This is a genomic window from Bariatricus sp. HCP28S3_A4, from assembly GCF_052066395.1.
GTDB lineage: Bacteria > Bacillota > Clostridia > Lachnospirales > Lachnospiraceae > Allocoprococcus.
The window spans coordinates 166781-189824 of record NZ_JBQHSE010000003.1 but is presented as its reverse complement, the minus strand read 5'-3'; the positions used below and the strand labels follow the sequence as shown (position 1 = coordinate 189824).

Below are 23044 nucleotides of genomic sequence, written 5' to 3'. Positions count from 1 at the left end.
AATTTTAATAAGCGTTGGGGGGGGGTGGGGTTTTTATTGGGGGGGGTTTTTATGAGTCAGGGGGTCTATGTTTCGGTCACTCAGTTGTTAGACCCGCAACCTGTCCCTCTGTCTCTCCCTCTTCCCCCAGTCATTTCCAATGAATAAAGGATAGAAACGCTTCATATACTTAGATTATAGGGTTTCCTAACTTGATGAAGCAGGGAGATTGTGATATGACTTAAGGAGTTAAGATGAGGTGCAGTAGCAAATTGCTGGAGGTTGTTCTTATGGCAAAAGCGAAAAGATTGGAAGATATTATAAATGTATTTAATCCTCTTCCTTTAGGAAAGAATACGTTTGATGAATTGTATGTGGATACCTATGAGGCGAGAGGAACAAATGCAATTGAGAAAATCAAATTAAATCTGTGCTATAGCAATAACCCATATATGAAGATTCTATGTTTGTTCGTTAAAGGTTAACATGATATTAACCTTCCCGATTTTTTTGCTTTATGACAGACAATTTAGTTTGATAAAATACGATTTTGACAATTATCAGCTATTGAGTATGATTAAAATCATGGGACCGGATAAACAAATCTATCAAGAAGGAATCAATACGATTGTAGAGATCGTGAAAAAAAGAATGGAATTAGATCTAATTGAAGAAGATGCACTGACATTTATGATCGAGAAATCCGGAGGAGCACTGAGAGATCTGTTTCAGATGATTCGTGAGTCTGCATTTGAGGCATTGGTGCAAAGAAAAAACAGAATTACGGTTGAACATGCCCAGAAGGCCTATATTATGCTGAACAGTGAATATGAAAGGGCTATACGAATAGAAAGTGATTTGAAAAAGATCAAACAAATATATGAGGATCCTAAACCGACAGAAACAGATGAAGTATTGATTTATTGAAGAGAAACTAGGTCTCAAGGTCAATGTAACCAAAAGTAAAGTAGATAAACCACAAGGACTCAAATATCTTGGATTTGGCTTCTACTACGACAAAACCGCACAGCAATACAAGGCAAAGCCACATGCAAAATCAGTTGCGAAGTTCAAGAAGAGAATGAAAGAACTCACCCGCCGTAGTTGGGGCGTTAGCAACAGTTACAAAGTGGATAAACTTAATCAGCTTATCAGAGGATGGATTAACTACTTTGAGATAGGTCGTATGAAATCGCTCTGCGCTGAACTTGACCGAAACATCAGATATCGTCTGCGCATGTGTATATGGAAACACTGGAAAACTCCACAGAATAGAGCAAAGAACCTTGTTAAACTTGGTATACCTAAATGGGCAGCATATAGAACTGCCTATAATGGTAAAGCGATAGCAAGAGTGTGCTCTAAAACAGACATACAAAGAGCAATAAGCCCGAAAAGACTAAAGCAATTCGGACTTATCTCAATGTTAGATTACTACACCGAAAGGTGTGTTACTTGTTAAGTTGATTGAACCGCCGTGTACCGAACGGTACGCACGGTGGTGTGAGAGGTCGGAATTTCTCATCTAGGAGAAATTCCTCCTACTCGATTTCCCGGTTCAGATTTGCGTTTTTTTATCCGCAACGCAATCTGCTTCGAGGTTTTTCGGCTGCAGAGATCCACCGGATTCTCTCTTGATCTCTGGCAAATAACTGATGTCAAACATAAATAATTATGTCTGAACACAAATTTTTCGACAAAATCTGATTTCATACATCAATATATGAGTTATCACATAATTCAAAAGAAAGAGGGAATTCAGTATAATGAATATGCAAATGGAATGGATAGGAGGTGGGGTGTCAATGCTGACTACGGCTGAAATTGAGCAATGCTCATTAGATACAGCGTTAATCGGAAAGCGGATCAAGAAGGCGAGGAAAGAAAAGCGTCAAACGCAGGAATACCTGGCTGGTCTTTGCGATTGCACACCAACCCATATCTGTAATATTGAAAATGGGAAAATCGGGATTTCTCTGGAGTTGCTGTTCAAGATCAGTGTTATACTTGAGAAAAGTATGGATTACTTCGTGATGGATAATCCGAATGCGAACCCCGAAGTCAAAATAAATACAGAGATTGCCCCAAAATTGACACAGTGTGATCCGCAGATGCTGGATATGGTCGTTAGCTTTTTGGATAGATTGATTTCCTACCGGGATAATTTGGGCAGGAAGCTTACGGAGACGAACAATACATAACATGGATTTATGGATTGCCGGGAAAATATACCGACAGCCATAGGATGAAAGTATCAGATTGGAAAGAGATAGACAGAGTTGTCAAGGGGGACTTGATGGCTCTGTCTTTTATATAGATTAGCAAACGAGGAGGATTGGCGGAAATGGCGCTATTTAACAGATGGAAGAACACCGTTGAAAAACTGACCCACCCCGTGGTACAGGAAGAACAGAATACGGAGGTTGCGACAGAGGACGAGGCAAGTATATTTGCAAAGGCATTTCTGGAATGCCTGACAAATCTGGAACACAGATTGCATGGAATGAAAGAACCGAAGGAGATCGGGCTGAGTGCATTAGCTGCCGCCTGTGATTTTTATGACGCAGACTGGTGCGGAGTGCTGGATGTGGATGTAAAGCTGAAGCTGTGGATGCCGTTCTGGTGGTTTGACAGGAAAACCGGCGGTATGAGCGCAACCAAAATTGACGAAATCGGAGTTGTAGGGATATATGAAAGATGGATGGATGCGCTGGAAAATAACCATCCGATCATCATTGATTGTGCTGAGAATATCAGGAATGAGAACCCCGGCGAATATAATCTTTTCTCCCAGCACAATACGGAAACCCTTCTGGCAGTGCCTTACAATAAAAAGGAGAAAGGCTTCCTGATGGTACGCAATCCAAAGCGGTATCTCCACCGTCCGGAATTGCTGCAGATACTTTCGTATGCGTTGGTTTCGGAGGTCAATGAACAGAAGCTGTTAGACCGGATGAAGATGAGCGTTGCGCCGAAGATGATACAGACGGATAACGAAGTCATCATCAACCTGTTTGGCGGTTTGGAGATATATACTTCCAAAGGTAAGCTGACCGAAGCGGAGTTTAAATCCCCGCTGTGCTGCAAAGTCCTTCTGCTTTTGATGATAAACCGGAACAGAGGTGTGTCTGCCAGAGAGCTTTCCGAGCAACTCTGGCCGGATAAGGAATATGACAATCCTACCGGGAACATCCGCACATTGCTGTATCGCTTCCGGTCTGCATTTCGGCTTATCTCCGATACCGATCTGATTGTTACAACGCCGAATGGGTACAGGATCAATACCAACCTGAAGATCGAAACCGATTTTGAGAGGTTTGAGCAAGGCTATCATATGGCGAAGAAGATGCAGGGTAAGCAGGAGAAAATAGATACGCTGAAAGAAATCGTGAAATTGTACCGTGGGAAGATGTTTCTGACGGGAAGTGCAGAACATTGGCAGATTGCGTATATCTCCAAGTTTCACCTGATGTATCTGGCGGCAATCGAAATGCTGATGGAGCTGCTGTATGAAAAGCAGGCTTATGGTGTCATGCACGAATACGCAACCAGGGCCATCTCGGTAGAACCGGATAATCCGTCCATCATCTACTGGCTGATCGTTGCGCTGAGAAAATATGGTGCCGCAGATATGGCAAAGGAACATCTGGAGTCTGCGAAGATCAGGCTGCTGGCAGAAGAATATCAGGAACTGGAAGGCAGATTGATGGCTGTGTAACTCTTATTATGTGCGTGTAACGAAAATATGATATAAATTACAAGTTATGTCATTTTTATATGGATGTTACGGGTCATATCACCCCTTATAACACCCCTGGTAAGTATAATTGGACTTACTTTCGTAGGAACAAAAATACTTATCGGGGGGTTTCTGTTTTCTGCGGAAGAAAAACAGAAATGGAGGATGATGTACAATGGTGTATGCAAATAGTCTGGAGATTCGCACAGATGACAACCGGCTGATCTGTAGGGCAAGGCTGATTGAAGGGGATATTCTTTTGACTCTGAAATCTGCTGGGAAAGAGGTTCATGTTCCCTATACAGATATTCCAAGGCTGGTAGCTAAGGCGAGGGAACGGGCAAAGGGTCACAAACAAAAGTTTCAGGCGGAGATAACAACGAAGCGTATGTTATCCCCAAGGATTCAATAATCATCTGCTGATGAGCAGTACCACTGCGGTGAGTGTGTGCCGGGGCGGATATGGTAGTTACGGATTTATTCTGTGCTGCTGTGTCTGCTCCGGCTTTTTTGTTTCCGGGAAACAGGCTCTTTGCAGGCAGAACCTAAAATCAGAAAATTTGAAATTACAAAAATAATATCTACACTCCGAGTTGCAATAGGAGCAAAGGATACGCATGAGCCACCTGACTTGTGGAGCTTGCAAATACATATTTGTATCAGGCAAAGATTTGATACAATGTCCGGACTGCGGGAAAACGGAGAACGGAACTCACAAAACCACTTGGTGCTGCCCGCGTTGAAAAATGGGTGAGACAGTATGCAACGGATGAGCGCAGCATGATTTAAGCCTGTGTTTTTTAGAGAATGATAATTGAAAACAGTTATTGTCTATGCTAAGATAATAACAAAGCATGCGAATTTCATAAAGGATTATCTTTGCGGTATTACCGCTGTCTATGGACTCAGTTCCGTCTACTTCTTTTCTTAAAATCCTGCTTGAAACTACCATAATTAATATGCAGGATCTCATATTGAAGAAGAGACAATTTCCGGAAGTGATATGTTTTCCTGTAAGACAATTGCAGAAGGAGGAAAACATATGCAAGGACAAAATATTACTGCACCGGCAGAGGTAAAGACAAAACTGGACGCAATGAATTTGACAGACCGGTTTTTGTTTGATGAGACCGTAGAGGAATTAGATATTTTCAATCTGATTGTGGATATTATTCTGAATGGCAAGATCATATTGGTCGGAGAATCGGAGACTGAGAAGGAACTGCGCATTTCGCCGGAATTACGCTCCATTCGCCTTGATGTAATAGCTACGGATGAGGCGGGGAATGTTTTTCGGATGGAAATGCAGAAGAAGAATACCTAAATACTGATATCGCCGTTTGACCTATTCGGGTATAAATTGTACCGCTATACGTTTGAAGAGAGGTGCGTGGAAGTGCCGGAACTGAGGCTGGATGATGGCGCGAGACGCATTTTCATAAATACGAAAGGAAAGAATCCGGAAGGCTTTACAGAAGAATTTCTGGAATTGATGGAATACATCAATCATACGACAGATGAAGTAGCCGAAAAGGTAAAGAGTGAGAAAATAAAGAAGATTCATGACAGAGTCCGAACAGTTAAGGGATCGGAAAAGGTAGGAGTGAAGCTTATGCAGAAGTGGGAAGAACTGGCTTATGCGAGAGAAGAGGGAGAATTAGAAGGCGAGAAAAAAGGCGAAAGAAAGGGTGAACTGGTTCTTTTAGTAAGCCAAGTATGCAGGAAGATGAAAAGGGGACTCACTCCGGAGACAATAGCTGATCAGCTGGAGAGGGAACTTCCTGAAATAAAGAGAATATGTGATAGAAGATACTGCCGATTATGACGAGAAGAAGATTGTTGAGAAGTTAATGGAAGAAAGGATGTGTAGCTGTTAAGTGACTATGAACCCGTCCCCCAGCCACCCCTTTTGTATATTTCTAAAAAAAATGTTCAAACTATCCTTTGAGGTGATTATTTTGAACACAAATAAAAAAGAGAAGGAAAGACAAAACCGACAAAAGAACCTGAACGAGTTCAACAGTATAACCCACAAAAAGGAACCGGAGAACCAGAACCAGACGCATAACATCAGGTCGGAGGCTGTGGAGCCGAAGAACAGGCAGGTGTGACCGGACAGAAGTATGCTGGGATCTTTTTATGGTTGGTATATGAAATGTCAGTCGGACAATCAGACGTTAGCGGTCATACCGGCATTACACCAGTGTGGAGGAAAAGTTACGTGTTTTATTCAGCTTATAACGGACAGTCAGGTATGGATTGAGACATTTCCCGCTGAGAAATTCAGTAGAAAAAATAAGTGCATTGATATTGGTCGGAATCATTTTAGCCTTTATGGTATGGAACTCTCGATTCATACTGAGGAACTGGCTGTGGAGGGCAGGCTGAGTTATGGTGCTTTGACTCCGCTGAAATATGATATTATGGGGCCGTTTTCTTTGGTTCCGTTTATGGAGTGCCGCCACAGTGTCTGGAGTATGCAGCATTCGGTTTTTGGAAGGATCATGCTGAATGGTGAGAGCTATGAATTTGACCATGCATTGGGGTATTGGGAGGGAGACCGCGGCTATTCATTTCCGAAGAAATATGTCTGGACCCATTGCTTCTTTCGGGGAGGTTCGTTGATGCTGTCTGTGGCGGAAATTCCGGTACTGGGATTTCCTTTCATAGGGAAAAGCATTTCTTTTACTGGTGTTATAGGAATTGTTTGGTGGCGTGGAAAAGAATTTCGATTTGCGACGTATCTGGGTGCGAGAGTGGTTGAAAATACAGATGGCAGACTTCGGGTTGTACAAAAAGGGATGGAGCTGGAAGTAAGACTTCTGGAAACCGGTGGTTATCCTTTGAAAGCGCCGGAGCTGGGAAATATGGTGCGGACTATTCATGAAAGCGCATCTTGTCGTGCATTTTACCGATTACACATTCAGGGGGAATCTGTATTTGCTTTCGAGACGGAACGGGCATCCTTTGAATATGAATATTCATAATCCTATTCGGCATATACTTTATACCGGAGGTGAATGGTTTGGATTATTGTGTATGTTGTGGAGAGTATGTGCCGGAGGGAACGATGGTATGCCGGGCCTGCTGGAAGCGGTATATGGAAAATGCTGAGGAAGAGGAGCCGGAAGATGAACGCAAATCTATGGCATTTCACAATATAATATGCTACGACAGGAGAAAAGAAAAATGAGGGACTGTGCAAGGAATGTTTGAGTGGGACGATATGGTTCATGATGGGCTCGGATGTGTGGTAGGGTGTTAAGTATGAGCTTTATGACAACATGTATTATTTTCTAATCATTTTAAAAGAATGCTTGAAATTTTTCCTCAAAATGCTATACTAATAGCATGCAGATATTGTTCATCGGTAGAACGCCAGCTTCCCAAGCTGGAAAGGCGGGTTCGACTCCCGTTATCTGCTTATTATGATGACGTAAGAACTTCTATTTTAAGAAGTCCTTACGTTTTTTTATTCTGATTCTTAATTATCTTTAACAAGATATAGCAGGAAATCTCCTATCTCTATAGGTGGCGGGATGAGTAGATAAGAGTGTTCACAAAGAACCGGTTGCCACAGGCTACAGTTCTGTTATAGAATAAATTCAAAGACAAAATCTTTATCAAGATCAAATTGGCAAGGAACAAATTCATCTCAGAAAGGAACAAATGAAATGAAAAATACGACGACAAAAATTTTAAAATTCGTGATTCCGCTTTTAATCGCCTGCATTTCGATCTTTGTGTTAGCAAAATATGCAGCTTCCCCGGAGTTACATGCGAATACGATCCGGTCATTGGATGAGAAGAAAACGACGGTCATGGAGCTCACTGCGGCTTCAACGGCAACTTCGGCGGCGATTACTCTGATTCCGGGCGATACAGCGACGCCGATCGCGGAGAAGCTTGCCGATCTCAGCGGCTATTTCCTCATCGTTCTCTGTGCGATTTATCTGGAAAAGTATCTGGTCACTATTACGGGATATGCGGCGTTCGTGGTTTTGATTCCCGCCGCGTGTGTGCTGTATTCGTCCAGCGTTTTTGTGAAAGGAAGGGCATGCAGGAGGATGGCAAATAAACTGCTGGCTTTTGCGTGTGCGATCGTTCTGATTATCCCTGCAAGTGTCAAGGTGTCAAATCTGATTGAAGCAACATACCAGTCTTCCATCAACGAGACCATTGATTCGGCGAGAGAAACGGCGGAAGAATTGGAGGAGAGTGCGGAAGAAGAGGAAAGCTCAACGGGGATTTTCTCGAAGATCAAAGACGGGGTGTCCGGAATTACCGAACAGGCTGAGCAGATGTTGAATCAGTTCCTGGAATCGCTTGCGATCATGCTGGTAACTTCCTGCATTATCCCGATACTTGTGATTCTGTTTTTTGTATGGATTATCAAAATGCTGTTCGGGGCGAATCTGAATCTGACAAAATTGGAGTGATGTTATGCAGAAAATATTGATTGTTGAAGATGATGAAAAATTAAGACATGAGCTGGAGATATTCCTACAGCGAAATGGGTATGAGGCATTTGGACTGGAGAATTTCGAACGGACGCTGGAGGAGATTCTCGGCGCGGATGCGAATCTGATCCTGCTGGATATCAACCTTCCGAATGTTGACGGGGAGTATCTGCTGAAAGAGGTCAGGAAGGCGTCGGATGTTCCGGTCATTATGATCACCAGCCGAAACAGTGAGATGGATGAACTTTTATCCCTGCATTATGGGGCGGACCATTATGTGACGAAGCCATTTAACACGCAGATCCTTCTTGCGAAGATCAGGGGTATCTTGAAAAGAACCGGAAATCTGGCTATGCAGGATCGGATTAGCTGTGGAAGTTTTGTACTGAATCTGTCGAAGAGTCAGGTGGAGAAAGATGGGAAGGCAGTAGAGCTCACTGCAAATGAACTGAAGATCATGAAATGTCTGATCCGGTCCAAGGGCAGTATCGTGTCCAGAGAAGATATCATGAATGAACTGTGGGACAATGAGGCATTTATCGATGACAATACCCTGACCGTAAATATGACGAGAATACGCAAGAAGATGGAAGAAATCGGAATGAAGGATGTCATTGTGACAAAGAGAGGGCAGGGATATCTTTTATCCGTATAAGAAAATATAGAAAACGGGAGGCGGCGATAACATGAGCTTTGGAAGATATTTAAAAGATAGGTGGAAGACGCTTGTGCTCTTGATCTTCGCGGTGGCAACCGGAGAGATTTTCCTTCTGATTTATCCGGTGCACTGGGTGATACGACTGTATCTGGGAGTGAGTATCCTGCTTTTATTTTTGTTGGGTACATATCTGGAATTCCGTTCCAAAAAGGAATTTTATCTGGAAACTGCAGAGAAAATGGAGAAACTTCGGGAAAAATATCTGATCATGGAGATGCTTCCCGAGACATCCTGTGTGGAGGAGGAGCAGCTTCGGGAGATCCTGCAGGATGTGGGGAAGTCGATGGCGGAAAATGTGAATGTTTACAAGCAGATCCAGGAAGAGTACAAGGAGTATATTGAACTGTGGATCCATGAGATTAAGCTTCCGATCGCGACTTCGAAGATGATTATCGAGAACAACCGCAGTGAGGTGACGAGAAGTATCGAGGAAGAACTGACGGAGATTGAACAGTATGTGGAACAGGCACTTTATTATGCAAGGAGCAGTCACGCGAATAAAGACTATTTTGTGGCAGAATGTAAGCTGAAGCAGATTGTAAATGAAGCGGTGAAGCAGAATCGGCAGAGTCTGATCCGGCAAAAGATCCGGATTGAGATCGATATTTCCGATCAAACCGTGTTCACAGATGCAAAATGGTGTCAGTTTATCCTGAATCAGATCATTTCAAACAGTATGAAATACCGGAAAGAGGAAGGTGCTGTGATACGCTTCTCGGCAGAAGAGCGAAAAGAGCAGACCATTCTCGGCATTTGGGATAACGGCATTGGAATCCGACCGGAGGAGATCGGAAGAGTATTTGAAAAAGGATTTACCGGGAGCAACGGGCGGAGCCGAAAGAAATCGACCGGAATAGGACTGTATCTTTGCAAGAAACTTTGCGATAAGCTGGGGCTTGGAATTACGCTTACATCGGAAGAAGGAAACGGATGTCTGGTGAAACTGATTTTCCCGAAGAGCAGCTTTTCATTGACCGAATAAGAAGAAAGCTTACGATTTCGTAAGGTTTTCGTAAGCTGTATCGATGGCTGGTAAGAGAGAAAAAGCTTATGATGGAGTTACGAAAAGGAGGAACACATCATATGAAACACATATTAGAAGTAAAGGAAATCGAAAAATATTATGGAAATAAATCCAATCTTACAAAGGCCATTGATCAGATCAGTTTTTCGGTGGATAAGGGTGAATTTGTGGGGATCATGGGAGCCAGCGGAAGCGGAAAGACGACGCTGCTTAACTGCATTTCCACGATCGACAGGGTGACGGCAGGGCACATTTTCATCAATGGGATGGATATCACCCGTTTAAAGGGAAATGGACTGAACAAATTCCGCAGAGAAGAGCTGGGATTTATTTTCCAGGATTTTAATCTTCTCGACACGCTCACGGCTTATGAGAATATTGCGCTGGCGCTAACGATTCAGAGAGTGAAACCTGTGGAGATCGAAGAACGGGTGAATCAGATAGCCATGCAGCTTGGAATCACGGATATCCTGAAGAAATATCCCTATCAGGTGTCCGGTGGACAGAAACAACGGATCGCGGCGGCGAGAGCGATCGTCACAAATCCGCAGCTGATCCTGGCGGATGAGCCGACCGGCGCGCTGGACTCCAAGGCGGCGAGACAGCTTCTGGAAAATATGGAGCTTTTGAACCGCTCGATGGATGCGACAATCCTGATGGTCACGCATGATGCATTTACTGCAAGTTATGCGGATCGGATCCTTTTTATCAAGGACGGCAGGATTTTCAATGAGATCATGAAAGGAACAGGAGGACGTAAAGAGTTTTTTGAAAAGATCATTGAGGTTGTCACGCTTCTGGGAGGTGAATTGAACGATGTTATTTAAGATGTCGGTAAAAAACATCCGGAAGAGTATCAAAGATTATACCATTTATTTTCTGACCCTGATCCTGGGCGTGGCGATCTTCTATATGTTCAATTCACTGGACAGCCAGGAGGCCATGCTTGTGGTCAACAGCTCAACGCGCCAGATCGTGAAACTGATGGTGGGGATGATCAATTATGTGTCTGTATTTGTGGCGGTAATCCTGGGATTTCTGATCGTGTATGCCAATAATTTCCTGATTAAGAGAAGAAAACGGGAATTCGGACTTTACATGACGCTTGGAATGGGGAAAAGGCAGATTTCGGGGATCCTTCTCGGGGAAACGTTTCTGATCGGTCTGATCTCGCTTGTGGTGGGGCTGGTGATCGGCGTGTTCGGATCTCAGCTGATGTCAATTCTGGTTGCGAAACTGTTCCAGGCGGATATGAGTGAATATCAGTTTGTATTTTCCGAGGCGGCCTGCTGGAAGACTTGTGCATATTTTGGCGTGATGTATGCGGCTTCGATGGTTTTGAATATCGTTATCATTTCTCGATACAAACTGATCGATCTGATCAGTGCGGAGAAGAAGAACGAAAAGGTTCGGATGAAGAATCCGGTGATCTGTGTGCTGGTGTTTCTGGCGGCGGCTGTCACACTGGGAACTGCATATTATATGGTGACGGGCGGACTTACACAGCTGGATCTTATGAATCAGCTGGTTATTCCGATTCTCATGGGAATCGTATCGACCTTCCTGATTTTCTGGTCGGTATCGGGACTTGCCCTGAAGGTGGTACAGATGAGAAAAGGGCTGTATCTGAAGGATTCGAATATTTTCGTGCTGAGGCAGATTCACAACCGGATCAATACGACGGTCGTCAGCATGACGATCATCTGTCTTTTGCTGTTTATGACGATTACGGTCCTCTCAACTGCGCTTTCGCTGAACCGGGTTTTGACGCAGGATCTGGAGGAGATGACACCGGTAGACCTTAATCTGTATAAAACAGCGAATCTTCCGGACAATGGAGATTACACACAGCTACAGATCGAGGATTCCCAAAAACCGATCAGTGACACACTGAAGGAAAACGGGCTGGATATAAAGGTACTGAAGGATGTGACGGAAGTTGCTACTTACACGTCGACGGAGTGGACATGGGAGACTTCACTTCAGAGCGTGATAGAAAGTGCAAAAGAGAACTATCCGATGCTTATGTATGACACGGCGGAGGAAATCATAAAATTGTCCGATTATAACAAGATCGCACGGCTCTATGGCAACAGGGAATATGAACTGGCGGAAGATGAATATCTCGTGCTGTGTGATTTTGATAATATGAAGAATCTGAGAGACATGGCGCTGAAAAACGGCAGTGAAGTTGCGATTGGCGGAAAGGTATATCATTCCAGATATCCGGAATGCCAGGAAGGCTATCTTGTGATCTCCACTAGTCATACTAATACCGGCCTGATGGTTGTACCGGACAGCTGTCCCCTCAGTGAAGATATGAAGGAAAGATATTATCTCATGGCAGATTACAATGCGGATACAAAAGAAGAGAAATATCAGACCGAAGCGATGTTCACAAATTACGGCGACGGGGATCATGAGCTTATGGAAAATCTGGAAGAGAAACAGATCCGGCTGGACGGGGTATCCAAAATTTCGATCATCGAATCCAGCAAAGGGCTATCGACCATCATCAGTTTTATCGCTATTTATCTGGGGATCATTTTCCTGATCGCAAGCTCTGCGATACTGGCACTCAAGGAACTTACAGAGAACTCCGATAATCGCCACCGTTATACGATTCTGAGAAAAATCGGAATGGATGAAAAGATGATTCATCAGACGCTGTTTCGGCAGATCGGTATTTTCTTTATGGCACCTTTGATCCTGGCAGTCGTTCATTCCATATTCGGGATCCAGTTTGCGTTAAAGATTGTAGCTGTTCAGGTGGAAACGAGGGAAATGCTCCCGTCGGTTATTGCAACTGCAGTATTTCTGATCCTGGTTTATGGGGGATATTTCCTTGCAACCTATATGGAGAGCAAAAACATTATAAGAGAAGCATAAGGAAAGGCAGAGCGGGTCTCTGCCTTTCTGTTGTTAATATGTTTTTGCCTGCTCACCGAAATCGGGATGGTCACGTAGAAAGTCGGCTAATATGGAGATGAATTCACTGGAAGTTGGTTTTTCAAACAGAGGATATCCCAGAATGGGTGCCAGTATTTTATCTTCATTCTGGTTCCAGTAACTGGTGATTAAAGTGCGGATAGCTGCTTCTACACAGACATTGGAAACGCCATATTCTTTACCGACCATAACATAAAGGTTCTTGGTAACTTTTCTCAGATATTCCTGGTGCTCGAAAACAAGAGCTACTGCACATGCAAGATAGTTAAAACCGGCATAGCTGGAGCGCATTCCAATTTTTCTTAACAGTAGTAAAGCTGTTTCCATAAAATTCCTCCTCCGTGCACCTCCCGACTAAATGAACTATTTATACAATACTTTAAAATTATTACAAAATACAATTTTCGATAAAAATAGATAAATTTCGATAAATATTTTTTCTTATTTGGCACGAAACGTGTCGAAAATTGCAATTTCAGGGGGAGAAAAGGTGAAACTAAAGAAACAGATCATGAAAAGAACGACCAGAAAGATCAATAAGGGCAGAGGAAGCAGATGACAGTTTTGAATGACAAGCTGATAGCTCAGAGAGAAGGTAATGATCACGCTGGCAAGGAAAGTAAGGATATCCAGAATCAGACAATGGTTCCCCCAGATTCCCGTGTAGGTATAGAAAATGATGACCATGGATATTGTACCGGTAAAGAGGCCGGTCATATATGCCTGAAAATAGGAAGGATAGGAGCGCATGAAGAATGGCCATCCTGCAATCATATAGAGAAAAGAAGGAAAAAACACAAGCTTCATATGTTCCCATGTGGATTCATTTACCGGAGCAAACATAGCAACGAGTGGATTTTCCATACTGTATTCATATGCAAAATGAAGGAGTGTTCCGGCAATCGCCGTAAAAAGAATCCCGGCAATGGTGTAGTGGTAAAGATGTCTGTTCATAATAGTCCCCCAAGGCTTCTTTGATATTTGCAAATATTATATGAGAAAAATGAAAAATAATACACGAAAATGATGTCGTCCGATAAGATGTCGATTATAGAGTGTGTGTACAGAAAAGACAAATGTTTGTAAAAGATGAATTTGAATTTGCTAAAATGGTTTTGGTATGATATAATTGTGCGATAATAAAGAAAACATAAGAAGGGTGAAGAATCATGAATCTACTTTATAAGAGCACCAGAAATTCTGAAAAGACAGTAACAGCTTCCCAGGCAATCCTGAAAGGGCTTGCAGAAGACGGAGGATTATTCGTCCCGGTTTCGATTCCAAAACTTCCGGTGAGCCTTGGGGAACTTAAGAATATGAACTATCAGGAAACAGCATATGCAGTCATGAAAGAGTTCCTGACCGATTTTACAGAGGAAGAGCTTAGGAACTGTATTACAAAAGCATATGACAGTAAATTCGATACAGAGGATATTGCGCCGCTTGCAAAGGCACATGACGCGTATTTCCTGGAATTGTATCATGGGGCAACGATTGCGTTTAAAGATATGGCACTCTCCATTCTTCCGCATCTTCTTACAACTTCTGCAAAGAAGAATCAGGTGAAAAATGAGATCGTGATTCTGACTGCTACTTCCGGAGATACAGGGAAGGCAGCGCTGGCCGGTTTCGCGAATGTGGAAGGAACGAAGATCATCGTGTTCTATCCGAAGAATGGCGTGAGCAAGGTTCAGGAGCTTCAGATGGTCACACAGAAAGGTGACAATACATCTGTCATTGCGATCCATGGAAATTTTGATAATGCGCAAAGCGGTGTGAAAGCGATGTTTGAGAACAAAAAGCTGGCGAAAGAGCTGGATCAGGCGGGATATCAGTTTTCTTCCGCTAATTCGATCAATATCGGACGTCTGGTGCCGCAGATCGTTTATTATGTGTACGCATATGGTAAACTGCTGCAGAATGGAGAAATTGAGGAAGGTGAAGAAATCAATGTTGTCGTACCGACCGGTAATTTCGGAAATATTCTTGCTGCATATTATGCGAAGAATATGGGACTTCCGATTGCGAAACTGATCTGTGCATCGAATGAGAATAAAGTACTCTATGATTTCTTCCAAACCGGTACTTATGATAAAAACAGAGAGTTTATTCTGACGACTTCACCGTCCATGGATATTCTGATTTCAAGCAATCTGGAGCGCCTGATTTACCAGATCGCGGGTGGAGACGCAAAGAAGGATCAGGAGCTGATGAACGACCTCAAATCAAAAGGAGTGTATGCGATTACGGAAGAGATGAAAAAGAATCTGGCGGATTTTGAGGCAGGGTATGCTACTGAAGAACAGGTAAAACAGACGATTCATGATCTTTACACGGATACGGGGTATGTGATTGATACCCATACAGCAGTTGCTGCATCCGTATACAATGAATACAGAAAGAATACCGGAGATACGGCAAAGACGGTGATTGCTTCTACGGCAAGTCCTTATAAATTTGCAAGAAGTGTTATGACTGCAATTGACGCGTCCTATGATGCCATGGAGGAATTTGAACTGATCGATGAACTTCATAAAGTTTCACAGATGGATATACCGAATGCGATTGAAGAAATAAGAAATGCAGAGATTCGTCACACTACGGAATGTGATATCGATCAGATGGAAGCATCCGTAAAAGCTGTACTCGGTGTAGTTTAATTAAAAGGAGTGACGAAGAACGATGAGTGATATCAATGTGGTTTTCGGAGTAATCGGGCTGGCTTGCGGAATCTATGTTTTCTATGCCTGCTTTCAATTGAAGGTAAAAGGGCTGATTAATACAAGCATTCTGCTTCCGAAATCAATCGACCCGGACAAGTGCCGTGACAAGGTGGGGTATATTAAGGAAGTATTTCCGAAGATGCTGCTGTTTGGAACCGTCATCACCGCATATGGTGTGATTGAGCTTGTAAATACATATGTCGTGGAAGTCGGCGCTTTACTTGCAGTGTTTATGATACTTCCTTTTGTCGTTCTGATCTGGTTTGGAGTTACGATTTCCCGTCTGAATAAGAAATATTTCCAGGATTCGTAAGAGGAGAATAAAAATGGCGGAATTTACACATTTTAACACTCACGGTGATGCCATTATGGTTGATGTGAGTGAAAAAAAGGATACCTTACGAGAAGCAACTGCCCGGGGAAGGATTCTGATGAACAAGGAATGCTTTCAAAAAGTGCGGGATGGTCAGATGAAGAAAGGGGATGTGCTTCAGGTTGCCCGTGTTGCCGGCATCATGGGAACGAAGAAAACATCGGATCTGATACCGCTTTGCCATATTCTTAATCTGAGTAAGGTGGAAATTGATTTTGAACTCCATGAGGATACTTGCTCGATTATTGCAGCCTGTACGGCACGCACTGTCGGAAAGACCGGTGTGGAAATGGAGGCCTTGACCGGAGTAAGCGTTGCCCTGCTGACAATTTATGACATGTGTAAAGCTGTGGATAAATCGATGGAAATCGGGGAAATCTATCTATGTCGTAAAAGCGGTGGTAAGAGCGGGCTGTTCGTTTCACCAAGAGAGGATAAACCTGACGGAAACGAAGATGTCATATAAAAAATAAAAGGAAAAGATAGATTTACAGTATTAGAGTTGAAAAAAAATAAATAATACGCTATAATTGTTTTTAGAAACCTGGGATGTTCGATATATCCGTATTTTTGAACCTACAAAACTTTAAACGGGATTCCTATATCTCTGTAATATGTCAAGCCCTCATCGCGCAGGGGAAGGCAGAAAAGCAGATGCGGTCGCCCACCTAGCTATGGCTAGGAGTCAAAAAACGGTCAACGGCATTTCGGGGGAAACAAAAGAGAAAAAGGCAGCTGCTAAGGCGGCTGCCTTTTAAATATGTGCGCGATAACGGAGTGGTTATATGAAAAAATATATAAAACGGGCAATGGCACTATCAAATCGAATCGGCAGGAATCATACCGGTGCATATGCAGCTCAGTCAGCTTATTTCTTTATTTTAAGTCTGATTCCGATCATTCTGCTTCTACTTACGATCGTACAGTATACTCCGGTTACGAAAGCGGACGTAATGACGGCAATGGTAATGGTCTTCCCGGAAAAGAATATGCAGGATTTTATTATAGGCATTGTGAATCAGGTTTATAATCAATCACGGACTGTTATTCCGGTCACTGCAGTTGTTGCACTCTGGTCGGCAGGAAAAGGCGTACTTGCGATGAGCAACGGATTGAACTATAGTTATGAGATTCGAGAAACAAGAAATTATGTGTTTATGAGGATCCGGGCATCTTTTTATACCATATTGTTTATTATTGCGATCGTACTTGGACTGGTACTGTCTGTGTTTGGAAATAGCATAAGCCTGTTTATCAATACCCGGTTTCCATTTATGAAAGAGACAACGGAGTCGATTCTTGAGATGCGTACATTTATAACGTTTGCAATCCTGCTGGGATTTTCTCTTATGATCTATCGGTTTCTTCCGAACCACAAGGTCCGGGTTAGAGAACAGATTCCCGGTGCAGTCTTTACCGCAGTGGGATGGCAGGTGATTTCGTTCATCTTTTCGATGTACCTGACTATATTCCAGGGGTTCAGCGGATTATACGGAAGTATGACGGCAATCATTCTTGTTATGCTGTGGCTGTATTTCTGCATGTATGCGATACTTCTTGGTGGCTTGCTTAATTGTATATGGCAGGAAAATAAGAAAAAGAGTGGGGAAACAGCTTGACATAAAAAAAACATATGTTACAATAATTAGGTATATGTTGAAAAGGCTTAGACCGTGTAAGTAGAGCACTGTTTTCCAACAGAGAGAGGGGATCTCCGGCTGTAAGTTCCCTCGGGTTCAGACAGGAATCGAATTTCCCACGCGAGCTGCGTTTTTGAAAGTATCAGTAGAGAACGACGTCCCTGCACGTTACGCAGTCCGAGTGCCTGTTCATTTGAGCAGGAAACAGGGTGGTACCGCGAGTTTCTCGTCCCTATCAGGGGACGAGTTTTTTTTGCCATGCAAATGTCAAAAAGGTCCGGCTGACCTTTATTTAGTTGTCAAAAGGAGGAAATTATGAAAGAAAGACTTGAGAGCATCAAACAAGAGGCGATCAGACAGATTCAGGCTTCTGATGTACCGGAAAAACTGAATGATGTACGTGTGAGATTTCTTGGAAAAAAGGGAGAACTCACCGCAGTTTTAAAAGGAATGAAGGATGTAGCACCGGAGGAGCGTCCGAAGGTAGGACAGCTTGTCAATGAGACCCGAGCAGCAATCGAAGAGCTCCTTGAAGAAACCAAGAAGAAGATGGATGCTGCGATCCGTGAAGAAAAATTAAAACAGGAAGTAATCGATGTCACACTTCCTTCCAAAAAGAATATGGTAGGACATCGCCATCCGAATACGATCGCCTTAGAAGAAGTAGAACGTATCTTCATCGGAATGGGATACGAAGTGATCGAAGGACCGGAGATCGAATATGACGAATACAATTTCGAAAAATTAAACATTCCGGCAGATCATCCGGCAAAAGACGAACAAGATACCTTCTATATCAATAAAGAAATCGTACTGCGTACCCAGACCTCCCCGGTTCAGGCACGTGTAATGGAACAGGGCAAACTTCCGATCCGTATGATTTCCCCGGGACGCGTTTTCCGTTCCGACGAAGTAGATGCAACCCATTCACCATCCTTCCATCAGATCGAAGGACTTGTCATTGATAAGAACATTTCCTTCGCTGACCTGAAAGGGACATTGGAAGTATTCGCAAAAGAACTTTTCGGACCCGAAACCAAGACTAAGTTCCGCCCGCACCACTTCCCATTCACCGAACCAAGCGCCGAAGTAGACGTTTCCTGCTTCAAATGCGGCGGCAAAGGATGCCGTTTCTGCAAAGGCTCCGGTTGGATCGAAATCCTCGGATGCGGAATGGTACACCCACATGTCCTCGAAATGTGCGGCATTGACCCCGAAGAATACACCGGCTTCGCATTCGGCGTAGGTCTCGAACGTATCGCACTGCTGAAATACGAAATCGATGATATGCGGCTGCTGTATGAAAATGATATTAGATTTTTGAGACAATTTTAGCGCTGGCAATGAGCAGTGCGAAAAAAGACTGATAAGCATACGCGGGTGCTTGCACACAAGCGAATGCTTATCCGGCTTTTTTCATAGGGCGAAGCCCGTAAAGCGAGAAGGAGCGAAGCGGATTCGAGCTTAGCACTGCGGAGAAAAACATTCAGCGAGAGAGCGAAGCGAATCGAGCTTAGCACTGCGGAGAAAAACATTCAGCGAGAGAGCGAAGCGGATTCGAGCTTAGCACTGCGGAGAAAAACATTCAGCGAGAGAGCGAAGCGAATCGAGCTTAGCACTGCGGAGAAAAACATTCAGCGAGAGAGCGAAGCGAATCGAGCTTAGCACTGCGGAGAAAAACATTCAGCGAGAGAGCGAAGCGGAATCGAGCTTAGCACTGCGGAGAAAAACATTCAGCGAGAGAGCGAAGCGAATCGAGCTTAGCACTGCAGAGAAAAACATTCAGCGAGAGAGCGAAGCGAATCGAGCTTAGCACTGCGGAGAAAAACATTCAGCGAGAGAGCGAAGCGAATCGAGCTTACCAGACACAAACAAATAAAGAGGAGAAAAAGTATGAATACTTCATTATCATGGATTAAAGCGTATGTTCCTGACCTCGATGTGACCGCCCAGGAATATACAGATGCAATGACGCTTTCAGGAACCAAAGTAGAAGGTTATGAAAAGCTGGATGCAGATTTAGATAAAATTGTAATCGGTCAGATTGAAAAAATTGAAAAACATCCGGATGCCGACAAACTGATTATCTGTCAGGTCAATGTGGGAACAGAGACAGTACAGATCGTTACCGGAGCACCGAACGTAAAAGAAGGAGACAAAGTTCCGGTCGTTCTGGACGGCGGACGCGTTGCCGGTGGACATGAGCCGGGACAGAGAGTTGCCGGAGGAATCAAGATCAAGAAAGGAAAACTCCGCGGAGTAGAGAGCTGCGGTATGATGTGCTCGATCGAAGAACTCGGCTCTGACAGAAATATGTATCCGGAAGCACCGGAATATGGAATCTATATCTTCGGTGACGATGCGGTTGTAGGAGAGAGCGCAATCAAGGCACTGGGACTGGACGATGTAGTATTTGAATATGAAATCACATCCAACCGTGTAGATTGTTTCAGTGTGGTGGGAATTGCAAGAGAAGCGGCAGCGACATTTGGCAAAGAATTTCACCCGCCGGTAGTGACTCCGACCGGAAACGATGAGGACGTTAACGATTATATCAAAGTGCGTGTGGAAAATACAGATCTTTGCCCGCGTTACTGCGCAAGAGTTGTTAAGAATATTAAGATTGGCCCGTCTCCGAAATGGATGCAGAGAAGACTGGCTTCCGTCGGAATCCGCCCGATCAACAACCTGGTTGATATCACCAACTATGTTATGGAAGAATATGGACAGCCGATGCATGCATACGATCTGGATACGATTGCCGGACATCAGATTGTAGTTCGTAATGCTGAAAAGGGAGAGAAATTTGTCACACTGGATGGACAGGAACGTGAAATGGACGATTCCGTCCTGATGATCTGTGACGGGGAAAAGGCAGTAGGTATTGCCGGTATCATGGGTGGCGAGAACTCCATGATCACCGATCATGTTCAGACCATGTTATTTGAAGCAGCCTGCTTTGACGGAACCAATATCCGTAAATCAAGCAAAAAAGTCGGACTTCGTACCGATGCTTCCGGAAAATTCGAAAAAGGTCTGGATCCGAACAATGCTCAGGCAGCCATCGACCGCGCATGCCAGTTGGTTGAAGAAATGGGAGCAGGTGAGGTTGTCGGAGGAATGGTAGATGTTTATGGCAAGAAGAAAGAGCCGGTAAGAGTACCGTTTGACGCAGATGCAATCAATGCACTTCTGGGAACCGATATTCCGGAAGCGGATATGCTCGGATATTTTGAAAAAATCGGACTGGAATATGACGCTGACGCGAAGGAAGTGATTGCACCGACATTCCGTCATGACTTATTCCGCCTTGCCGATCTTGCAGAAGAGGTTGCAAGATTCTACGGATATGATAACATTCCGACTACCCTCCCAAGCGGCGAAGCTACTACCGGTAAGCTTTCCTTCAAGAATCGAGTGGAAGACGTTGCAAAGGATATTGCTGAATTCTGTGGTTTCAGTCAGGGAATGACCTATTCCTTTGAAAGCCCGAAGGTATTTGATAAATTACTCCTTGATGAGGATGATGTGCTTCGTCAGGCAATTCCGATCATGAATCCGCTTGGGGAAGATTACAGTATTATGAGAACGATTTCTCTCAATGGTATGCTGACTTCTCTGGCAACTAATTATAACAGAAGAAATAAAAATGTACGCCTGTACGAAATGGGAAATATTTATCTTCCGAAAAGCCTTCCGCTTACGGAACTTCCGGACGAGCGTATGCAGTTTACACTTGGAATGTACGGAGAAGGCGATTTCTTCAGTATGAAGGGAATCGTAGAAGAGTTCTTCGAAAAAGTAGGTCTTCATAAGAAAGAGACCTACGATCCGAATGCCGGAAAGAACTTCCTGCACCCGGGACGTCAGGCTAACATCATTTACGAAGGAAGAGTTGTAGGATATCTGGGCGAGGTTCATCCGCAGGTGGCAGATAATTACGGAATCGGAGAACGTGCCTATGTTGCAGTGATTGATATGCCTGAAATCGTGGAACTCGCTACATTTGACAGAAAATACGAAGGCATTGCAAAATATCCGGCGGTAAGTCGTGATATCAGTATGGTTGTTCCAAAGGAGATTCTTGTCGGACAGATTGAAGAGGTGATCGAGAAGAAGGGCGGCGCTTATCTGGAAAGCTACAAACTCTTCGACCTCTATGAGGGAGCACAGATCAAACCGGGATTTAAATCTGTTGCATACTCAATTACCTTCCGTGCAAAAGACAGAACCCTGGAGGAAGCCGATGTATCTGCAGCTATGAAGAAGATCCTGAAAGCTTTGGAAGAAATGGGAATTGAATTGAGACAATAATAAGAGTAATAATCAGAGAAATGAGGAGACCGTATCTTGTATACGGTCTCTTTAATGACGTATATGCAGAAAGGAAAACAGAATGAAGAAAGAGGATTTTTATTTTGATCTGCCGGAGGAACTGATCGCACAGGATCCGCTTGAAGATCGTTCCGGTTCACGGCTTCTGGTTCTGGATAAGGAAACCGGTGAGACGGAGCACCATATTTTCCGTGAAATCGTAAACTACCTGAACCCGGGAGACTGCCTTGTGATCAATGATACAAAGGTTATTCCGGCGCGTCTGATCGGAGAGAAGGAAGGAACCGGTGCAAAGGTGGAAGTACTTCTTCTGAAACGGAAAGAGAATGATATCTGGGAAACATTGGTGAAGCCGGGAAGAAAGATGAAACCGGGAGCACGTCTGGTTTTTGGAAACGGGCTTCTGAAAGCGGAAGTGATCGGGGTGGTAGAAGAAGGAAACCGTCTGATCCGATTCGAATATGAGGGGATTTTTGAAGAAATCCTGGATCAGCTGGGACAGATGCCACTTCCGCCGTATATCACGCACCAGTTGGAGGATAAAAACCGCTATCAGACCGTATACGCAAAGCATTCCGGTTCTGCGGCAGCGCCGACAGCGGGGCTGCATTTTACACCGGAGCTATTGGATGAGATCAAGGAGAAAGGCGTGGAGATTGCCCATGTGACCCTGCATGTGGGACTTGGCACATTTCGCCCGGTAAAAGTCGAGAATATTCAGGAGCATCATATGCATTCCGAATTTTACCGGATCGAGCAGAGCGAAGCAGATAAGATCAATCGGGCAAAAGAGGAAGGACACCGGGTTATCTGCGTGGGAACAACGAGCTGCAGGACAGTGGAATCCGCAGCAGACGAAAATGGACGATTGCGAGAATGCAGTGGATGGACAGAAATCTTTATTTATCCGGGATACAAATTCAAAGTTCTGGATGCGCTGATCACGAATTTCCATCTGCCGGAATCGACCCTGATCATGCTGGTTTCTGCACTGGCAGGAAGAGAACACGTTCTGGCTGCATATGAGGAAGCAATTCGGGAAAGATACCGTTTCTTCAGTTTCGGGGATGCGATGTTCATAAGATAATGTAGTAAGGAAAAGGA

23 protein-coding genes, 1 tRNA gene, 1 other RNA gene, 1 pseudogene and 1 other annotated feature are annotated in these 23044 nt (G+C 43.9%); of the genes and pseudogenes, 24 read left to right on the top strand and 2 right to left on the bottom strand.

Features of this window, described 5'->3' with window-relative positions:
* The first annotated feature begins 269 nt into the window (after nucleotides 1-269).
* The 16 genes and pseudogenes from ACTNBF_RS02905 to ACTNBF_RS02830 all read left to right on the top strand — a co-directional run bounded on the left by ACTNBF_RS02905 (nucleotide 270) and on the right by ACTNBF_RS02830 (nucleotide 12809).
* A complete protein-coding gene (locus tag ACTNBF_RS02905; protein ID WP_441016833.1) occupies nucleotides 270-464 on the top strand; it encodes a hypothetical protein in 195 nt (64 codons plus the stop codon).
* A gap of 88 nt (nucleotides 465-552) precedes the next feature.
* Nucleotides 553-906: a hypothetical protein gene (locus tag ACTNBF_RS02900; RefSeq protein WP_441088716.1), complete on the top strand. Its 354-nt coding sequence runs from the start codon at nucleotides 553-555 to the stop codon at nucleotides 904-906.
* A pseudogene (locus tag ACTNBF_RS02895) lies at nucleotides 899-1441 on the top strand (group II intron maturase-specific domain-containing protein); the annotation flags it as partial. The gene ACTNBF_RS02900 and the pseudogene ACTNBF_RS02895, both read left to right, overlap by 8 nt.
* A 343-nt stretch (nucleotides 1442-1784) precedes the next feature.
* The gene (locus ACTNBF_RS02890) at nucleotides 1785-2180 is read left to right on the top strand and encodes a helix-turn-helix domain-containing protein (RefSeq protein WP_291818013.1); all 396 of its coding nucleotides are present in this window, start codon (nucleotides 1785-1787) and stop codon (nucleotides 2178-2180) included.
* Between the two features lie 143 nt (nucleotides 2181-2323).
* On the top strand, nucleotides 2324-3697 hold the full coding sequence (locus ACTNBF_RS02885; protein ID WP_291818011.1) for an AfsR/SARP family transcriptional regulator: 1374 nt from the start codon (nucleotides 2324-2326) through the stop codon (nucleotides 3695-3697).
* A 196-nt stretch (nucleotides 3698-3893) separates the two neighbouring features.
* Nucleotides 3894-4130 (top strand): hypothetical protein, encoded by a 237-nt coding sequence (locus tag ACTNBF_RS02880; protein WP_291818010.1) that lies wholly within the window; start codon nucleotides 3894-3896, stop codon nucleotides 4128-4130.
* A 630-nt stretch (nucleotides 4131-4760) separates the two neighbouring features.
* Nucleotides 4761-5042 (top strand): hypothetical protein, encoded by a 282-nt coding sequence (locus ACTNBF_RS02875; protein ID WP_291818008.1) that lies wholly within the window; start codon nucleotides 4761-4763, stop codon nucleotides 5040-5042.
* Between the two features lie 72 nt (nucleotides 5043-5114).
* The gene (locus ACTNBF_RS02870; protein WP_441024639.1) at nucleotides 5115-5543 is read left to right on the top strand and encodes a hypothetical protein; all 429 of its coding nucleotides are present in this window, start codon (nucleotides 5115-5117) and stop codon (nucleotides 5541-5543) included.
* A 325-nt stretch (nucleotides 5544-5868) separates the two neighbouring features.
* Entirely contained in the window at nucleotides 5869-6705 is an 837-nt protein-coding gene (locus ACTNBF_RS02865; protein ID WP_441088715.1) for a tocopherol cyclase family protein, read from the top strand.
* A gap of 38 nt (nucleotides 6706-6743) precedes the next feature.
* Entirely contained in the window at nucleotides 6744-6911 is a 168-nt protein-coding gene (locus tag ACTNBF_RS02860) for a hypothetical protein (protein WP_427808586.1), read from the top strand.
* A 160-nt stretch (nucleotides 6912-7071) separates the two neighbouring features.
* Nucleotides 7072-7142, top strand: a tRNA-Gly gene (locus tag ACTNBF_RS02855).
* A gap of 250 nt (nucleotides 7143-7392) precedes the next feature.
* The gene (locus ACTNBF_RS02850; protein WP_427820200.1) at nucleotides 7393-8157 is read left to right on the top strand and encodes a hypothetical protein; all 765 of its coding nucleotides are present in this window, start codon (nucleotides 7393-7395) and stop codon (nucleotides 8155-8157) included.
* A gap of 4 nt (nucleotides 8158-8161) precedes the next feature.
* The gene (locus ACTNBF_RS02845) at nucleotides 8162-8833 is read left to right on the top strand and encodes a response regulator transcription factor (RefSeq protein WP_427808582.1); all 672 of its coding nucleotides are present in this window, start codon (nucleotides 8162-8164) and stop codon (nucleotides 8831-8833) included.
* A gap of 31 nt (nucleotides 8834-8864) precedes the next feature.
* A complete protein-coding gene (locus ACTNBF_RS02840; protein WP_427808580.1) occupies nucleotides 8865-9878 on the top strand; it encodes an ATP-binding protein in 1014 nt (337 codons plus the stop codon).
* Nucleotides 9879-9979: 101 nt separating this feature from the next.
* Nucleotides 9980-10747, top strand: coding sequence for an ABC transporter ATP-binding protein (locus ACTNBF_RS02835; RefSeq protein ID WP_427808578.1), 768 nt, complete (start codon nucleotides 9980-9982; stop codon nucleotides 10745-10747).
* On the top strand, nucleotides 10737-12809 hold the full coding sequence (locus ACTNBF_RS02830) for an ABC transporter permease (RefSeq protein WP_441088714.1): 2073 nt from the start codon (nucleotides 10737-10739) through the stop codon (nucleotides 12807-12809). The genes ACTNBF_RS02835 and ACTNBF_RS02830 overlap by 11 nt, the downstream gene beginning before the upstream one ends.
* A 33-nt stretch (nucleotides 12810-12842) precedes the next feature.
* On the opposite strand, the gene ACTNBF_RS02825 is transcribed toward ACTNBF_RS02830, so the two are convergent.
* Together ACTNBF_RS02825 and ACTNBF_RS02820 are read right to left on the bottom strand one after the other, a co-directional pair.
* Nucleotides 12843-13196 (bottom strand): sporulation initiation factor Spo0A C-terminal domain-containing protein, encoded by a 354-nt coding sequence (locus tag ACTNBF_RS02825; RefSeq protein WP_427808574.1) that lies wholly within the window; start codon nucleotides 13194-13196, stop codon nucleotides 12843-12845.
* Nucleotides 13197-13310: 114 nt separating this feature from the next.
* On the bottom strand, nucleotides 13311-13823 hold the full coding sequence (locus ACTNBF_RS02820) for a DUF6512 family protein (RefSeq protein WP_441024643.1): 513 nt from the start codon (nucleotides 13821-13823) through the stop codon (nucleotides 13311-13313).
* A gap of 215 nt (nucleotides 13824-14038) precedes the next feature.
* Between ACTNBF_RS02820 and thrC the strand changes: the two genes are divergently transcribed.
* From thrC to queA, 8 genes are all read left to right on the top strand, one after another.
* A complete protein-coding gene (thrC, locus tag ACTNBF_RS02815; RefSeq protein WP_441024645.1) occupies nucleotides 14039-15529 on the top strand; it encodes a threonine synthase in 1491 nt (496 codons plus the stop codon).
* A gap of 22 nt (nucleotides 15530-15551) precedes the next feature.
* Nucleotides 15552-15905 carry a hypothetical protein gene (locus ACTNBF_RS02810; protein ID WP_427808568.1) on the top strand — a complete coding sequence of 118 codons (354 nt, stop codon included), beginning with the start codon at nucleotides 15552-15554 and terminating at the stop codon, nucleotides 15903-15905.
* A gap of 13 nt (nucleotides 15906-15918) precedes the next feature.
* A complete protein-coding gene (gene moaC / locus ACTNBF_RS02805; RefSeq protein ID WP_427808566.1) occupies nucleotides 15919-16431 on the top strand; it encodes a cyclic pyranopterin monophosphate synthase MoaC in 513 nt (170 codons plus the stop codon).
* A 72-nt stretch (nucleotides 16432-16503) separates the two neighbouring features.
* A non-coding RNA gene (gene ssrS / locus ACTNBF_RS02800) (6S RNA) lies at nucleotides 16504-16683 on the top strand.
* Nucleotides 16684-16750: 67 nt separating this feature from the next.
* Entirely contained in the window at nucleotides 16751-17584 is an 834-nt protein-coding gene (locus tag ACTNBF_RS02795; RefSeq protein ID WP_427820197.1) for a YihY/virulence factor BrkB family protein, read from the top strand.
* Between the two features lie 39 nt (nucleotides 17585-17623).
* Nucleotides 17624-17842: a binding site (T-box leader), on the top strand.
* A 78-nt stretch (nucleotides 17843-17920) separates the two neighbouring features.
* Complete coding sequence (pheS, locus tag ACTNBF_RS02790) at nucleotides 17921-18940, top strand: phenylalanine--tRNA ligase subunit alpha (RefSeq protein ID WP_427808562.1); 1020 nt, start codon at nucleotides 17921-17923, stop codon at nucleotides 18938-18940.
* Between the two features lie 558 nt (nucleotides 18941-19498).
* Nucleotides 19499-21919: a phenylalanine--tRNA ligase subunit beta gene (gene pheT, locus ACTNBF_RS02785; protein WP_441016800.1), complete on the top strand. Its 2421-nt coding sequence runs from the start codon at nucleotides 19499-19501 to the stop codon at nucleotides 21917-21919.
* Nucleotides 21920-22001: 82 nt separating this feature from the next.
* Complete coding sequence (gene queA, locus ACTNBF_RS02780; RefSeq protein WP_427807192.1) at nucleotides 22002-23027, top strand: tRNA preQ1(34) S-adenosylmethionine ribosyltransferase-isomerase QueA; 1026 nt, start codon at nucleotides 22002-22004, stop codon at nucleotides 23025-23027.
* The last annotated feature ends 17 nt before the right edge of the window (nucleotides 23028-23044 follow it).

Excerpts from the sequence above, each read along its gene's own strand:
- ACTNBF_RS02905 (WP_441016833.1), top strand. The coding sequence starts at position 270 with ATGGCAAAAGCGAAAAGATTGGAAGATATTATAAATGTATTTAATCCT.
- ACTNBF_RS02875 (WP_291818008.1), top strand. The coding sequence starts at position 4,761 with ATGCAAGGACAAAATATTACTGCACCGGCAGAGGTAAAGACAAAACTG.
- ACTNBF_RS02835 (WP_427808578.1), top strand. The coding sequence starts at position 9,980 with ATGAAACACATATTAGAAGTAAAGGAAATCGAAAAATATTATGGAAAT.
- ACTNBF_RS02845 (WP_427808582.1), top strand. The coding sequence starts at position 8,162 with ATGCAGAAAATATTGATTGTTGAAGATGATGAAAAATTAAGACATGAG.
- queA (WP_427807192.1), top strand. The coding sequence starts at position 22,002 with ATGAAGAAAGAGGATTTTTATTTTGATCTGCCGGAGGAACTGATCGCA.
- ACTNBF_RS02900 (WP_441088716.1), top strand. The coding sequence starts at position 553 with ATGATTAAAATCATGGGACCGGATAAACAAATCTATCAAGAAGGAATC.
- ACTNBF_RS02865 (WP_441088715.1), top strand. The coding sequence starts at position 5,869 with ATGAAATGTCAGTCGGACAATCAGACGTTAGCGGTCATACCGGCATTA.
- ACTNBF_RS02825 (WP_427808574.1), bottom strand. The coding sequence starts at position 13,196 with ATGGAAACAGCTTTACTACTGTTAAGAAAAATTGGAATGCGCTCCAGC.
- ACTNBF_RS02795 (WP_427820197.1), top strand. The coding sequence starts at position 16,751 with ATGAAAAAATATATAAAACGGGCAATGGCACTATCAAATCGAATCGGC.
- ACTNBF_RS02830 (WP_441088714.1), top strand. The coding sequence starts at position 10,737 with ATGTTATTTAAGATGTCGGTAAAAAACATCCGGAAGAGTATCAAAGAT.
- ACTNBF_RS02850 (WP_427820200.1), top strand. The coding sequence starts at position 7,393 with ATGAAAAATACGACGACAAAAATTTTAAAATTCGTGATTCCGCTTTTA.
- pheS (WP_427808562.1), top strand. The coding sequence starts at position 17,921 with ATGAAAGAAAGACTTGAGAGCATCAAACAAGAGGCGATCAGACAGATT.
- ACTNBF_RS02890 (WP_291818013.1), top strand. The coding sequence starts at position 1,785 with ATGCTGACTACGGCTGAAATTGAGCAATGCTCATTAGATACAGCGTTA.
- ACTNBF_RS02820 (WP_441024643.1), bottom strand. The coding sequence starts at position 13,823 with ATGAACAGACATCTTTACCACTACACCATTGCCGGGATTCTTTTTACG.
- moaC (WP_427808566.1), top strand. The coding sequence starts at position 15,919 with ATGGCGGAATTTACACATTTTAACACTCACGGTGATGCCATTATGGTT.
- ACTNBF_RS02840 (WP_427808580.1), top strand. The coding sequence starts at position 8,865 with ATGAGCTTTGGAAGATATTTAAAAGATAGGTGGAAGACGCTTGTGCTC.
- ACTNBF_RS02810 (WP_427808568.1), top strand. The coding sequence starts at position 15,552 with ATGAGTGATATCAATGTGGTTTTCGGAGTAATCGGGCTGGCTTGCGGA.
- ACTNBF_RS02880 (WP_291818010.1), top strand. The coding sequence starts at position 3,894 with ATGGTGTATGCAAATAGTCTGGAGATTCGCACAGATGACAACCGGCTG.
- ACTNBF_RS02885 (WP_291818011.1), top strand. The coding sequence starts at position 2,324 with ATGGCGCTATTTAACAGATGGAAGAACACCGTTGAAAAACTGACCCAC.
- pheT (WP_441016800.1), top strand. The coding sequence starts at position 19,499 with ATGAATACTTCATTATCATGGATTAAAGCGTATGTTCCTGACCTCGAT.
- thrC (WP_441024645.1), top strand. The coding sequence starts at position 14,039 with ATGAATCTACTTTATAAGAGCACCAGAAATTCTGAAAAGACAGTAACA.